Origin of the sequence: Micromonospora trifolii, assembly GCF_022229005.1 — a bacterium.
GTDB classification, from domain to species: Bacteria; Actinomycetota; Actinomycetes; order Mycobacteriales; family Micromonosporaceae; genus Micromonospora; species Micromonospora trifolii.
Window position 1 is genome coordinate 20,374 of the sequence record NZ_JAKKFD010000002.1, and the last position, 12,889, is coordinate 33,262.

Annotated in this window: 15 protein-coding genes, 1 pseudogene and 1 riboswitch; of the genes and pseudogenes, 11 read left to right on the forward strand and 5 right to left on the reverse strand. The window is 64.2% G+C overall.

Annotated elements, in window-relative coordinates:
* The first annotated feature begins 74 nt into the window (after positions 1-74).
* A riboswitch (cobalamin riboswitch) is annotated at positions 75-288 on the forward strand.
* 195 nt (positions 289-483) lie between these two features.
* The 4 genes from NIE79_RS01215 to NIE79_RS01230 all read left to right on the forward strand — a co-directional run bounded on the left by NIE79_RS01215 (position 484) and on the right by NIE79_RS01230 (position 3,390).
* Complete coding sequence (locus tag NIE79_RS01215) at positions 484-930, forward strand: acyl-CoA thioesterase (protein ID WP_274523461.1); 447 nt, start codon at positions 484-486, stop codon at positions 928-930.
* A 108-nt stretch (positions 931-1,038) separates the two neighbouring features.
* Positions 1,039-1,476 (forward strand): alcohol dehydrogenase catalytic domain-containing protein, encoded by a 438-nt coding sequence (locus NIE79_RS01220; protein WP_238676735.1) that lies wholly within the window; start codon positions 1,039-1,041, stop codon positions 1,474-1,476.
* A 54-nt stretch (positions 1,477-1,530) separates the two neighbouring features.
* On the forward strand, positions 1,531-2,058 hold the full coding sequence (locus NIE79_RS01225; RefSeq protein ID WP_238676736.1) for a hypothetical protein: 528 nt from the start codon (positions 1,531-1,533) through the stop codon (positions 2,056-2,058).
* Positions 2,059-2,760: 702 nt separating this feature from the next.
* Positions 2,761-3,390 carry a hypothetical protein gene (locus NIE79_RS01230; RefSeq protein WP_238676737.1) on the forward strand — a complete coding sequence of 210 codons (630 nt, stop codon included), beginning with the start codon at positions 2,761-2,763 and terminating at the stop codon, positions 3,388-3,390.
* Positions 3,391-4,055: 665 nt separating this feature from the next.
* Here the strand turns inward: NIE79_RS01230 and NIE79_RS01235 are convergent.
* Positions 4,056-4,268: a winged helix-turn-helix domain-containing protein gene (locus NIE79_RS01235; protein WP_238676738.1), complete on the reverse strand. Its 213-nt coding sequence runs from the start codon at positions 4,266-4,268 to the stop codon at positions 4,056-4,058.
* Between the two features lie 502 nt (positions 4,269-4,770).
* Here NIE79_RS01235 and NIE79_RS33910 point away from each other — a divergent pair.
* The 4 genes from NIE79_RS33910 (at position 4,771) to NIE79_RS01250 (ending at position 7,939) form a co-directional block, all read left to right on the forward strand.
* The gene (locus NIE79_RS33910; RefSeq protein ID WP_308193119.1) at positions 4,771-4,989 is read left to right on the forward strand and encodes a flavin reductase; all 219 of its coding nucleotides are present in this window, start codon (positions 4,771-4,773) and stop codon (positions 4,987-4,989) included.
* Positions 4,986-5,159 (forward strand): hypothetical protein, encoded by a 174-nt coding sequence (locus NIE79_RS01240; RefSeq protein ID WP_238676739.1) that lies wholly within the window; start codon positions 4,986-4,988, stop codon positions 5,157-5,159. Before NIE79_RS33910 ends, NIE79_RS01240 begins: the two co-directional genes overlap by 4 nt.
* Before the next feature lie 301 nt (positions 5,160-5,460).
* Complete coding sequence (locus NIE79_RS01245) at positions 5,461-5,814, forward strand: SMI1/KNR4 family protein (protein ID WP_238676740.1); 354 nt, start codon at positions 5,461-5,463, stop codon at positions 5,812-5,814.
* 997 nt (positions 5,815-6,811) lie between these two features.
* Positions 6,812-7,939 carry a hypothetical protein gene (locus NIE79_RS01250; protein ID WP_238676741.1) on the forward strand — a complete coding sequence of 376 codons (1,128 nt, stop codon included), beginning with the start codon at positions 6,812-6,814 and terminating at the stop codon, positions 7,937-7,939.
* A gap of 94 nt (positions 7,940-8,033) precedes the next feature.
* On the opposite strand, the gene NIE79_RS01255 is transcribed toward NIE79_RS01250, so the two are convergent.
* Positions 8,034-8,636, reverse strand: a complete 603-nt coding sequence (locus tag NIE79_RS01255; protein WP_238676742.1) for a hypothetical protein — start codon at positions 8,634-8,636, stop codon at positions 8,034-8,036.
* A gap of 302 nt (positions 8,637-8,938) precedes the next feature.
* Positions 8,939-9,508 (reverse strand): hypothetical protein, encoded by a 570-nt coding sequence (locus NIE79_RS01260; protein WP_238676743.1) that lies wholly within the window; start codon positions 9,506-9,508, stop codon positions 8,939-8,941.
* A 95-nt stretch (positions 9,509-9,603) separates the two neighbouring features.
* Between NIE79_RS01260 and NIE79_RS01265 the strand changes: the two genes are divergently transcribed.
* The gene (locus tag NIE79_RS01265) at positions 9,604-10,140 is read left to right on the forward strand and encodes a hypothetical protein (RefSeq protein ID WP_238676744.1); all 537 of its coding nucleotides are present in this window, start codon (positions 9,604-9,606) and stop codon (positions 10,138-10,140) included.
* 1,041 nt (positions 10,141-11,181) lie between these two features.
* Here the strand turns inward: NIE79_RS01265 and NIE79_RS01270 are convergent.
* Positions 11,182-11,565, reverse strand: a complete 384-nt coding sequence (locus NIE79_RS01270) for a hypothetical protein (RefSeq protein ID WP_238676745.1) — start codon at positions 11,563-11,565, stop codon at positions 11,182-11,184.
* A gap of 201 nt (positions 11,566-11,766) precedes the next feature.
* Positions 11,767-12,006 (reverse strand): winged helix-turn-helix domain-containing protein, encoded by a 240-nt coding sequence (locus tag NIE79_RS01275; protein WP_238676746.1) that lies wholly within the window; start codon positions 12,004-12,006, stop codon positions 11,767-11,769.
* Between the two features lie 415 nt (positions 12,007-12,421).
* Between NIE79_RS01275 and NIE79_RS33915 the strand changes: the two are divergent.
* Together NIE79_RS33915 and NIE79_RS01280 are read left to right on the forward strand one after the other, a co-directional pair.
* Positions 12,422-12,638, forward strand: a pseudogene (locus NIE79_RS33915) (flavin reductase).
* Positions 12,635-12,883 (forward strand): hypothetical protein, encoded by a 249-nt coding sequence (locus NIE79_RS01280; RefSeq protein WP_238676747.1) that lies wholly within the window; start codon positions 12,635-12,637, stop codon positions 12,881-12,883. The pseudogene NIE79_RS33915 and the gene NIE79_RS01280 overlap by 4 nt, the downstream one beginning before the upstream one ends.
* The last annotated feature ends 6 nt before the right edge of the window (positions 12,884-12,889 follow it).

Below are 12,889 nucleotides of genomic sequence, written 5' to 3' on the forward strand. Positions count from 1 at the left end.
ATGACAAAAGTTGACGATCAGGCCATCCGTCGCCGCGGCAGGACGCCCCGGGTGGACACATTCCCTGGCCAGCTATGCTCGCCGACGGCGCTGGTTCGCCCCGTCGTGACCGGCTGGGCGTCGTAAGAGGGAACCCGGTGAAAATCCGGGGCTGCCCCGCAGCGGTGAGTGGGAACGACCGCCGTCATCAGCACTGGGCCAGTGGCCTGGGAAGCGACGGCCAGTAGGGGACCGGCACGACCGGTCAGGCCCCCGAGTCCGAAGACCTGCCGGCGCCGCGTACACAACCGTGTGCGCTGCCGTCGGCCTCGCGGGTGGGCTGAGCGGGTGACCTGCCGCGTCGTCTATGCGGTGGCGTCCTCGTCAGTGTGTGTCCGCGACCCGGCGGTGTGGTTTCCCGAGGGACGGACTACCGCTGTGCACGACACCACCACCATCGCCGGCCGAGCGCCGTCGGCGTCGCACCTGACCCTTTCGCAGATCATGGACCAGCACCACACCAACCTGATGGGTACGGTGCACGGCGGCCGGATCCTCAACCTCATCGACTCCGTCGCCGGTGTGGTCGCAGCCCGGCATTCCGACGGGCCGGCGGTGACCGCCGCCATCGACGAGACGGCGTTCCTCCGCGCGGTGCGGGTCGGCGACGTCGTGCACGTCGACGCCCGGATCACCTGGGCCGGCCGCAGCTCGATGGAGGTGGCCGTCAAGGTGACCGCCGACCGGTGGGACCGGGCGGTGCCGCCCACCGACGTGGCCACCGCCCACCTGGTCATGGTCGCCATCGACGACGACGGCCAGCCTCGTACGGTGCCGCCGCTGCTGCCGGAGACCGATGCGGACCGGCGACGGTACCGGGAGGCGGAGATCCGGCGGAAGCACCGACTGGCGCTGCGACGCGCGCTGCTCGACGGCGCCGAGGACGACTGACCCGCGCTCGGCCCGCCCGTCGCGGCGCTGGCGCGGTCCGAGGAACCAGCCCCGCCGCCTATCCGGTCGGATAGCGTCCACGTGAAGCCTCGATCACAGAGAGTGTGGATGGTTATGCGCGCCGCGTTGTTGCGGGAGTTCGACGTTCCGCTGACGGTCGAGGAGATCGATCAACCCACCCCCGAGCGCGGGCAGGGGCTGGTGCGGATCGTCGCCAGCGGGGTCAACCCGCTCGACACGAAGATCCAGGCTGGAAAGGCCGCGCACGCGCGTGTCGAGCTGCCTGCGGTGCTCGGCCTGGACCTTGCCGGTGTCGTTGCGGCGGTCGGCGCGGACGTGACCAGCTTCGAGCCGGGAGACGAGGTGTACGGGCTGTGCGGGGGCGTGGGCGACCTCCAGGGTCGCTTGCCGAGTACGTCGCCGTGGACGCCCGGCTGCTGGCCCGCAAGCCGAGAAGCCTCTCGATGCGGGAGGCCGCCGCGTTGCCCCTGGCGGCGATCACCTCCTGGGAGGGGCTCGTCGACCGGGCGGGGGTCCGCGCTTTGACCTCCGCAGGAGCATCGGGATGGCGGGTTGCACACCAGACGCATACTCTTGAATATGACACTGGGACTTAACGCTTCACTATCGATAGTTGGCGCATTGGGGACACTCGGAATCGGTTCAATTCTGGGGCAATGGCTCGCGGGCGGGAAGGATCGGCGCGAAGCTCAGGCCAGGGTGCTCGAAGCGCTAGGCAAAATGGAGCACTCCCGCTGGGCACCACACGGTGAGAAGCCAGCATTTTTGGAATCGGCGCGAGCCTTGGAAACCGCCGCATTGCTTGGCCGGATACCGCGAGGCTATGTGCGATTCTACTTGTCCCTCGCCGATGCTGCGCATTCTCTCAGTTATTCCAGTTGGAACGACTATCCGGACGAGGACGAGGGTGGGGGCGGCATTAACAGCAAGTTTGCTGACCTAGTTAGGGAAGCTGCAAGGCTTTTGGCCGACGTGTCCTGGTCAGGGCGAATTTTTCGGCAGTTGCGGTTTGCGAGGCGGTTCAACCGTTTGAATGCCGCTGTATCCGCTATCAGCGAACCGGAGATTCGGCGAGTCGTCGATCGATCAAGACAATATGCGCTCTAGCTTCTTTCTTCGAATGGTGACGGAATGGCTGAACCGAAATAGCATCATGCATGCGGCCCGAGTGACTGTTTGGGTGACGATTGTGTTGTACGCCGACGGGCAACCGTGGACTCTCATGAACATTGGTTAAAGCTCGGCAAGGAAGAGTCGCCGGTGGCAGCGGCTCGATCTTTTCCTGGAGGTCAAGCGCGGCCCGGAGTCTGGACCGACTTGCCAGTCGCCTTCACAATGGTCAGATGAGCGAGATCGGCCAGCGCGCACCTGCGGTCGTCAGTCGAGCTGCTGGAAACACGGTTGATCCCGCCGTAGCGGCCCTTTGTTCGTCTTGACTTCGAGCCGTTGTGGTTCCTGAATACCTTCAGGCGTGCGTGCGTGCGTGCAATATCTAGGGGAGCGCGGTTCGGTAATGCGGTGAAGCAGCCCTTACCGACGCGAGCCAGTCGAGACCGTGGCTGTCGACAGCAACGCTGACAGCAACAGGGCCGGGACCGGGACGACCAGGCCGGGCCGCCCGTGGACGATGACCTGGTGCGCACGACCGGGGCGGACGCCCGCAGATGGACCGCCCTGAACTTGCAAGCGAGAGGTCGGGCCGCGTGCCCGAGTGCGCCCAGGTAGTCGGCGATTGTTGGGATGGACTGGACCCAGTAGGCGGTCGCTTGGACGCGGTGCGGTGGCAAGGCTGCGGTGTACGTTGTCCGCGTGGACGAGCCCACCCCTCAGAGTGTCCCGGTCAGTTTGCAGGAGCGGATGACTTGGCCCGCCCGTGTGCAGGTGACGGTGGCGAGAAGAGACAGTCTCTCGATGGCCCCGGCGAACGTGTGGTTCGCGGAGTTCACGATGCCTCGTGCCGACACGTTTGATCTGCGTGACAGGGTGGAGTCGCTCGTCGACCAGTCTGACCAGTCTTATCAGATCAGCGTCCAGAGCGGTCGCACCAGCTGGGGCGGTGATAGCGGAGAGATAATGGCGGTGGTCCTTTACGTCAGCGGTATGGTCACTCAAGCTGCAATTGAGCACCAGGTGGGGGACCTGTTTAGCCAACTCCGCCAGCGGAGGCAGGCGCGCGCAACCGCCGAATCGAGGCCGCTAAGCCGTGAGGAGGCCATCTCCCGAGCGAGGTGGAGCGTCGCGGACCGATACGCGGCGACATTATCTGCCGGCACGATCGATGTAGATGGCCTTGATGTCGTCGGTGAGAGTGAGGATCGCGAAAGCGGTGCTTGGGCCATCACGCTCATGAGCGACCTGGGATGGACCTTTCAGGTAACCCTTCGGATCCGAGAAGGCCTTGTGACGATCGACCGACTGGACGCCAACCGCGAGCGCTAGTCGCTCTTAGCGGTGTGCGGCACACGAGGCCACCAGAGACTGTCTAACGTCGTTAACCAGCGAGCAGCGATGGCACGCGCAGACGCCCCGTGAGTAGGCCGAGGTGCGTTCCCGCCGGTTGACGGACAGTAGCTTTGGGTTCCGCTTCAACGTCTGACACCGTCGCGCGGACGCTCCGGCCGGTGCCTTGAGCATCGGGATGGCAAGCTTTCGTTTTGTCGATGCTTCGATGGCGCCTATCTGACCGACAGGACCAAGATCATGCCGTTTGCAGGCCATCGGAGGGGAACCCGCATTGCCTACTGCTGACCAACATTGCCAGGCGTCGCGGCAGCTCAGGAGGCAAGTCGGCCGCTTTGGTCGACTACATTCCCGCCCTTGATCAATGCAACGCCAAGTGCTGACGGTGCACTCGGAGTTCGCCGCTGACGAGGCCGTTAGCTAATGTGCTGGTATGACAGGCATGTCAAGGGGGCGGACCGGAGTCAGGCACCGCAAGCTGAAAGGCTGCCTAGCCCACCCCGAGCATCAGTTCTTCTGGGCACCTGCGCTCGGCTCATGCCCGTATTGCACCCTCAGTGATGCAGAGCGTTCGCGGGGCTCGTCCGACGAGGCCGTTACCTGTCCGTCCGGCTGTTGCCCGAGCACTTCGGCTACCCAGGCTGCTATTTCGTGACGTACACGCCCTTGCCCTGCCGGCCGTCAATCAACCCCTCGGCTTTCAAGATGAGCATGGCGGCGCGGATGACGGTGTTGCTCACGTCGTAGTGCTCGCACAGGGCGGCGAAGGACGGCAACTTGTCTCCCGGCTTCAACTGGCCGGAGCTGACCTGCTCACGGATATCACGCGCGACCTGTAGGTAGGCGGCTTCAGACATAGGTGGTGCTCCCAGCTTGGCGGCTGGTGCAAGCAGATCACACCCAGGGTGCGACCTACAACGCTATGTGCGTTGACTGTTGACCCTGCGCACATTGCGTCCTAAGTTGCTTCTGGGGCTACCCAGCTTGGCGGCCGGGGGTCCTGCCGTGGGTGCCCGCTCCCCGAAGTGGGTGCCCACGGCTCTACCCGGTATCGGCGGGAGGCGTGTTGACCAGGCCGAACAGATCAGCTGCTGCTTGGAACGTGGAACCTGGTGTGGCCCGCAGGGACGCTGGTAATCGCTGGCGGCCCACCCGCCATGATGGGGCTCGCGGTCGACCGCGCGTGCCCTACGACGCGTACCTCCTGGCGGTGGCGCTGACTCTGGCTCGCCGGCACCGACCCGTCTGGTCCTGGCGGTACTGGCGGCGCGTCTGCCGCTGCGGAGGCGATCTGCCATGCCGGAGCCGCCACCGGATCCCGATCAACCGCGGCCACTGGCCTAGCCAGGGCGGCCCGGAGTGACTACTCATCACCCGGTCAAGCCAGCCTGGACGTGTGGCGGCTGTGCGGGGGAGTGGCCATGCCAGACCCGGCGCCGAGAGCTGCGAGCCGAGTACGACCGAGCCCCGGTGTCGCTGGCAATCTACCTGGCCGCCCAACTCGTCGACGCCGCCCAGGACCTGGCCCACGTTCCCGCCGGCCACCTGCATCACCGATTCCTCGGCTGGCTTCGGTGAGCATCCTGCGGTCGGGTGACGAGAAGTTCCACTACAGCGACGGCTCCCACAAGTGGATCCCGCCGGACCCGGATTACGACCAAGAGGTCTGGGACGAGCAGGTCCGCCAGCACAAGCACGGCCACCTCAGGAACGAGCGCCCGAAGGTCCGCGTCCAACGTCTCGTCTGACGCCAGCAAGACAGCAGCGAAGTGCAGCAACCGTGCCAAGCGAACCGAGCCGAGAAGGGCGCCAGCGGGCCGCTTGGCTTCGCATCGAGTCCGATTCAACGACTTTCCGAGAGTTCAAACCGAAGAGGCCGCTGGTTCGATACCAGCATCGCCCACTCTCAGTTTCCGCAGTTCAAAGGCCACTTCCCGAGTTCGGGAGGTGGCCTTTCTGTTGTCGTACAGCAGCTTTATACAGCAGCGGTCAGCGGAAGGGTGACGAAAAGGCGATGGGATGTCCGGCTGTGCTGTTACCTTGCCGGCCGTGACTGATCAGCTGACGTGGATCGACCGGATCATCGACGTGACCGGATGGCGCAAGGTGCCTGAGGACGGTGTCGGCTGGGAGCAGGTGGAAGCCCAGCTGGGCGTTCCGCTGCCGACGGACTTCAAGGAACTGTGCCGCCGGTTCGTTCCGGGGCGGTTCTACGCCTACCTGGACCTCTTCCGGCCGACCGACGATCATGCACAACCGCTGTTTCGGGCATGGGCCTATTCTCGACAGTGGCCAAGTGAGCCTGACTTCGCGCGGTTGTGGGCCCCCAGCACCACCAGCCGTGGACGTTGGTCCGCTGGTGGTGTTCGTCGTGCCTCCTGGCACCGCCGGGAGGGCGGCTGACGCCGTAGGGCGGGTTCGTGGTGGTTCCACGTCCCGCCGATGGTTGTGTCCTCTCGCGCTCGTCGAGCTGGTGACGAAGGCCGGCACAGGTGGGGGCATGGGATGCCGGCATCAGAGCGGTTGCCGCAGGCTGTCCCCACCTGTGTAGGTGTGCGAATCCGGGCCATCGTGGACGGCAGTGAAGCCGTGCTGGGCCGCTCAGGGGATTCGGAGAACCGGCGCTGTGGGCGGTGCGATTGGGAGCCGGCGGGACGTGACCCGAATCGGCGGCAGGAAGGCCGCTCGGCATCTCCGAAGTCGAGTCCAGCGATCCGGCAGGAAGGCCGCGCTGGCGTGCTCGACGAGCGCCAGAGTAGCACCGGGTGCCGACACGTCAACCCGCCGTGATGTCGCCGGATGGAGGTGGGGCGGCCGGCTGTCGGCGGTGTGGGAGGACTTTCTGTACGTCTATCAAGGCGGCCCGAGGCGGGCCGCACGCGCCGCCGCCTGGGCGCGCGTCTGACCCCTCCCTTAGCCGGTCGGGGCCAGCCACGCCATCGCCCGGCGGCTGGCGCGGATAGCGGGAAGCCCAGGGGCCGCCGCTGACGGTAGCGCCGAGGGTGGTTGAGGTTCGTGGGCCGGCAGCCGGCCGGGCCGCGCCCGATCGGCGCGGCCCAGGGAAGGGCACGCCGGGTCAGCGCGGCGGGTCGCGCCGAGCGGGTTGGTCGCGGTCACCGCGCCTCCGGCGGGGGCGCAACGACTCCGAGATGGCCGGGGTCCGTCAGCGGGTCGCGGTACGTGGGTGGTTGCGCAGGGCCATCCCGCCAGCCGACGACCCGGGCGAGCCGAGCAGACCATCACCCGGCCCGCCAACGTCCGAACGTCCGTCAAGGCCGTCTTGACGTGGCGGACCGGGCGCCGGCCCGCTCCCCAGAGCGGCGGGTCGACGGCAAACGGGATGGCATGATTTCCTTCTCTTCGGCGAGCTTCTGACGGAGGCCAAGGGGGTCAGTACTTAATGGTTAAAAATTTGCTCGATTTTTTGGGCGATTCGCTGGCTGCCGCGCCAATATCAGGGACTAATTTGCCCAATCCGGTCACTCCTTCCCCGTCCGGATCAACCCCCGGAATGATTGAGGGCGAACATTTCGGCCCCGAGTTTTGGGAGCGGTTTTTAACCTCGGCTGGTTTTGGGGGGCTTATGGCTGTCGTGGCCGCTCTTGTTGCCGGAAGCATTGCGTTAGCGCAGTTCAGGCATGCCAAGCGGCAACAGTATGACGAGCGTTGGTGGGGAACGCTGACGTGGGTATATGACAGGACTGTAGTCGAGGAGGGGAAGAAGCCTGCCCTGCCGCAACGGGTTACGCTGGCCATGCTCTCCACTCTTAGTGAAAGGGTGGGGCGAGGCAAAGCTGATCGATTGCGAGGGGAAGCTATTAGCTCGATCTTGACGGTGTTCGAAGCGGTGCCGACTGTTGCGCACGAAGTCGGGGTCGAGTCTGGAGCAACGACCGAACCGGGAACTTCGGCTGACGCTCAGCCTGAAGATAGAGGGGACGACGACCGTCCTGGCATTCCTGAGCCGAGAGAAGGTGAGCCGACGGATAGTAGCCACGGCGCTGGCGGTCCCCTGTTCGGGGCTGCCAGAGAGGCGGCTGCCGGGAGTATCAAGGTAACCGACCGGCAGACTGCCCTAATGCTGGAGAATCTTCGTGACGATCTAAGTGATAAGGGTTTTTCTGGACGAGAAACGGCGGCGGCATTCGCTTACGAAGCGGGTGTGGGGGCGGCGCTGACGATAATTGCGCCGGAACTTGACTCGCGCGTAATACGTTACGATACGGACTACGGTGTCGACTACCTGGTGGTGCGAACTGATGGTGCCACTATTGCTGTCGTAGTAAAGTATGCAAGGTCGAGCATCTCAGGCTCAGTGATGATTAAATGGGCAGAGAAATTGAGGATGCATAGCAAGTCGTTTGATCGCGTCTTGCTGGTGACCAACCGTGGCCTGAATCCTAAAGGCGTGGGCTTGAGGAAGTTCATGGAAATGACGGATGGACGATTCGTTGTGTGGCGGAACGATATGGACAGTAGAATCCTTAAGGCTGTGCTGCTCGAGCGATTTGAAGGACTGGGCGATTAGAGGTCGAGTGCCGCCAGAGGTCCGGATGGAAGGGGCGCGGGTTGACATCCATAGGGGGCATCGACATCGTTCGTCTGGGCTAGGCGATGGGCGTTCAAGCCGGCCCAGTAATGTACTTCTCCTTGAGTCTGCTAAGCAGCCCAGGCGAACTCTCGACGTCTACGCTACGCGTCTTTACGGGACCATCAGCAGTAATTGAGTAAGAGACGTAACCGACTCCACAGGCACCCGCATCATCGCGGCGTAAAGTGGGATTTTCCCACCGCATGGAGGCGCGTTCTCCGTCGTGAAGGTAAACGGGAAAAACCTCTCCACCCGGGATGGGCTTACCTTCGACGTTGGCGGAAGGAAAATACCTGTCGCTCGTTTGAAGCACGAACAAGCTGGCTTGGATGCCATGTACATGGACGCTTGGCCCGACGCAATTGATCTCGAACCAGACTTCGCCGTCCATGTGTCGTTCTAGACTAACTTTGAAGTTGACTAACAGTGAGGCCTCGGAGGCAGCCGCTGAGCGGGCGGAAGTATCAGCAGCACGCTCAGCCATCTCGGCAGATTTAATAGCCGCCGCCGCTGATTGCTCCGATGCCGTGGCCGATCTATCGGACGCCTTGGCGGACCGTGCCGCAAAGATTATGCCCCCAGCGCTGACAGCTAAGGAGAGCGCGGATACAACAAGCGCAATCCAATCCTGCATGCATCACCTCCTTTGGACGCTACAGCAAATTACTCTTCATCTTGTCGGTTGTACTGTAGAGGTCAACGCCGATGCGCCGCGAGGACCGAACGGGCATCGATTTCGATCGAGCGTGACCGCGAAGCGCTCGCACGTCTGGTCGACGATGACCAGGACTCCGCCGAGGTCAGCTACTCGGCTCGCCTTGCGGTTCGAGTCTGGACCGCCTGGCCGGCAAGATCAAAAGCACCACCCATTAGGCCGCCAATTGCTGCGGTAAGCAGGCTTACGACTTCTGGTTCATTGCCCTTCCGGAACGATGGTTAGGATTCAGGAGGTAGGGGGTACTTCCAGGTTCTATCCCCGCCCGCCTCGGGGTCGGTCCAGGTCACCGTGATCGTGTTGTCCTTGGTCCCGAAGGTGCGCGCCGCTAGAAATGGGATCGCCTCATGTGGCCCTACCTCCTTCGGAGCTTCATCTAGACCAAGCAAAGGCAGTGACTCGTGCGCTGAGATGCGGACGTTCCTGGCCTCTGCGTTGCCGACGTTGGTCAGCAGGTATCGGGAGCGATGCTGATGCACGAGAGTCCATCGGACAGCCGCCGCCTGGCTGTTTGTGGCAGCCCCCTTGCTGTTTGCTGCCATCGTTTCCAGAGCTTCCACGACCCGGCTGGTGTACTCCTCCGTCAAGGCCGCTGCCGCCTCTGTGCGAGCTGCGGTCGCCTCAGCTTGCTCTCGCTGGAGCTTCTGCCCGTCCCTGGTGACCTTTTCTTGGCGGATCATCACGATCGTGGTGGCGATGCCAACCGCTAGAGCCACCACGACACCGAAAACGGTTGCCTGGTCGGCAAAAGCTTGCCAATCCGCTGCGAGGGGTCGCACAGTCAACAGCACGACGTCGACGCTAAGCATGTGGCGCAAGCCTCCGCCAGACGCCATACGACGCATGCGGGCATGACAACGGCCCCGAGCTACGGAAGTATTGCCGGGTGGCCGCGACCGAAGTAGCTCTCTGGGTACCTCTCGCCTCCGGCGCTCTCGGCATCCTGGGAGCCCTGGCCGGCACGGGGATCACTCAACGGGCCACCAGGTTGCGTGAGGATCGCCGCTGGGGACGAGAGCGCGAGCTGGACCAGGAGCGCCACGATCGTGAGCGCCTGGCGCGACAGCGCGAACGTCGGGCTTCCCTTTACGTGGACCTGGCCGAGTACACGCAGGGTGAGCAATCCACCTTGGAGGCCACGACTGACGAGTACAGCGACAGCCCAGTCCAGGTGCCAGACCTTCAGCATCCAGATCGCTTGACAGCGCGAGTGAAGTTGTACGCCTCGCCTCAAGTGGGCGAGAGTTGGGCCGCTCTAGTTCGGACCATGGAGCGGATCCGCTGGGAGTGGTTCGAAGGCGACGTCAACGAGAACGAACACCACAGGTGGCTTGATCCGGACAACCCCGCTGCGGTGGAGCTAGGCAAGGCCATCAAGGATATGCAATCGGTGCTAAGGGCAGCCGCAGACGGGGATGCCTGAGCTACATGCAACCGGGTGACCAACTGGGTGACGACGGATGCGAGCAAGGATGGACGACGGTGGACGCTGGGCGGACTGCTCCGGCAGGTCAACCAGCATGTCCGGCCAGTTCCTTGACCGCTGATCGTTCTTTCGGGACGAAGAAGTCGATACACACAGTCGTCCAAGGTGCGCGAGAATTACCGCGTGTCTGCTGAGGCGTCACCACGCGACCCATGGTCACCGGCTCACAACCCGCATGCTATCGCGGTCTCTGAGGCGCAGTGGTGGCTATGGACCCTCGGTCTGTGTGCACGGCGGGTTGCAGATGGCCGGGATCCAGACCGGCAGGTCGATGCCCGGCAGTTCATCGTTGCGCTTCGTCAGCTTGCGTACGCCGCTGACATGCAACAGAAGGCGACTGTGGACGCCCCACCCGCAGCTCGCAGGGCGATAGGTGAAGCGCGAAGGCGGTTTGTGGTGGCCGTGCCAGGGGTGATCGAGGCCCGCGACATCCTCGTCCATTTCGACAGGTACGCGTTAGGCGAGGGCAACCAACAGCGCCGGCTACGAAGCCAATCAGACGTTGACGAGGCGGAAGCAGCACGGCACTTCTGGTGTGGAGGGTACGACCCCGCGACTGGAGAGTTCGCGGTCGGGCCGCACCACATCCCCATCCAGCGTGCGTATGCGGAGGCTCGCGCACTGTTCGGTGCGATCTACAACGCTGCTCAGGCTGTGGACGAAGCGCGGCGGGCGACACCTTTCGATGAGGCAAGTGGGTGACTAGCTGGGTGACGACCGAGACGCACGCCTCCGGACGCTCATGGACCATCGTGGGCGGATTGCGCAGCTACAGACACATGACCGTGCAGGTCAGCAAGCTGTGTTGGTTGCCTGGGGGTCTAGGAGTCCTCGGGGCACACGCGGGGCACAAGACAGCGTGAAACGTCGGCAACCAGCCATCAACGACGTGAGCCCAGGAGCGAGCGTGACCAGTGCCTCGACCAGGCCGCAGCAGGTCAGGCGAGAGTCCGTCTAAGTTCCGCTTCAACGTCTGAGTCAGGAGTTCCTGGCTCGCACGAAGTCCGCGTAGTCCTCCCCGGCAACCCCGTGGTTGACCCAGCGATCCGGCGATGCCCCGGTCGCACGCTCTGCCAATTCCAACGCTTCGGCCGGGTCTTCAACGTGACCGATCATGCGGCCGGGCCCCGGGTCGTCCTCGCCGTCTGGATCCAGCGACGGGAACACCGACAGGTCGCGGCGGTTCTCGTCGTCCAGGTCCTGCACGTCATGGATGGACACGTTGTAGCCCTCTTGCCAGGGCCAGATGGACACCCAGCGGATGCCTTCGACGCCCGCAATCACGACGGGTCCGAGGAACTGCTCGGCCTCCGTCTTGCGGTGCAGCGCGCCAAGGAGGAACGACCTGCTGAGATACCGCACGCTCGGAGGTTAACCGGCCCCTCCTCTTTGCAGAAACGCATGCCCGGTTGCTGCCGACAGCGACCGGGCCAGGCGGGGAGGGTTCAGTAGGACAGCGCGGACCATTGCCCGAGGCCACGGACGTGCGGAGCGACCCGAACAACGCGCCCAGAACTTGCAGCCGTGAGGCCCTGGCTGCGGCGGCTGGCTCTGCGTAGGGATTTACTCGGCGACGAAGACGCCAACGCCGGGGAGCGTTTCGGTCATTCCTTTGATCCGTAGTACCTGCATGGCGCGGTCGATCACCGGCTCGGTGACCTCGTAGTGCTCAATCAGCTCTCGCCGGCTGGGCAGCTTTGAGCCGGGCTGAAACTCGCCGGACTTGATGCGTTCGGCGAGGTCGTCGGCGATCTGCTCGTAGCGGTAACGCGGCGGCACGTGGTTCTCCTCGGTTGGCAACACGAGTAGACCACCTACGTCAGCCCTTGACTACCCAACGGTACCTGTGGGAGGTTGCCGAGGAGGTCGATTCCCTCGGTTGGCGCTGTGGGCCGTCCTCGCCGGCGTGGATGTTCGGCGCGTCCCCCGCGTTCGGGCATCCACGCCTCCAGATCGCTGCGGCACGAGGAGACAGCAGTGCTCCCTTCGGCAAGGGCAGGGCAGACCTCGGCGCAGGCGGCCGAGGCGAGCCGGTGAAGCGAGTTTCGTACGATGAGTACGTACTGGCGGTAGCGCTGACTCTGGCTCACCGTCACCGGCCCGTTTGGTCCTGGCGACACTGGCGGCGCGTCTGCCGCTGCGGAGGCGATCTGCCGTGCCGAAGCCGGCACCGCATCCCGATCAACCGCGTCCACTGGCCCAGCCAGGACGGCCCGGAGTGACCACTCACCATCCGATCAAGCCGGCCTGGACGTGCGGCGGCTGTGCGGGGGAGTGGCCATGCCATGCCCGGCGCCGAGAGCTTCGAGCCGAGTACGACCGAGCCCCGGTGTCGCTGGCAATCTACCTGGCCGCCCAACTCGTCGACGCCGCAGGACCTGGCCCACGTTCCCGCCGGCCACCTGCACTACCGATTCCTCGGCTGGGCCCGATGAGCATCCTGCGGTCGGGTGACGAGAAGTTCCACTACAGCGACGGCTCGCACAAGTGGATCCCACCGGACCCGGACTACGACCAGGAGGTCTGGGACGAACAGGTCCGCCAACACAAGCACGGCCACCTCAGGAATGAGCGCCCCAAGGTCCGAATACAGCGCCTCATCTCAGTTTGCGCAAGTCAGAGGCCGCTTCCCGGGTTCGGCAATGTCACGTTCGCCGTGCCTGAGGGTTCATCTCTGTGAGCCTTG

Bases quoted from the DNA above. Each gene is read 5' to 3' on its own strand.
- NIE79_RS01215 (WP_274523461.1), top strand. From the start codon at position 484: ATGGACCAGCACCACACCAACCTGATGGGTACGGTGCACGGCGGCCGG.
- NIE79_RS01220 (WP_238676735.1), top strand. From the start codon at position 1,039: ATGGTTATGCGCGCCGCGTTGTTGCGGGAGTTCGACGTTCCGCTGACG.
- NIE79_RS01225 (WP_238676736.1), top strand. From the start codon at position 1,531: ATGACACTGGGACTTAACGCTTCACTATCGATAGTTGGCGCATTGGGG.
- NIE79_RS01235 (WP_238676738.1), bottom strand. From the start codon at position 4,268: ATGTCTGAAGCCGCCTACCTACAGGTCGCGCGTGATATCCGTGAGCAG.
- NIE79_RS01250 (WP_238676741.1), top strand. From the start codon at position 6,812: ATGGTTAAAAATTTGCTCGATTTTTTGGGCGATTCGCTGGCTGCCGCG.
- NIE79_RS01255 (WP_238676742.1), bottom strand. From the start codon at position 8,636: ATGCAGGATTGGATTGCGCTTGTTGTATCCGCGCTCTCCTTAGCTGTC.
- NIE79_RS01280 (WP_238676747.1), top strand. From the start codon at position 12,635: ATGAGCATCCTGCGGTCGGGTGACGAGAAGTTCCACTACAGCGACGGC.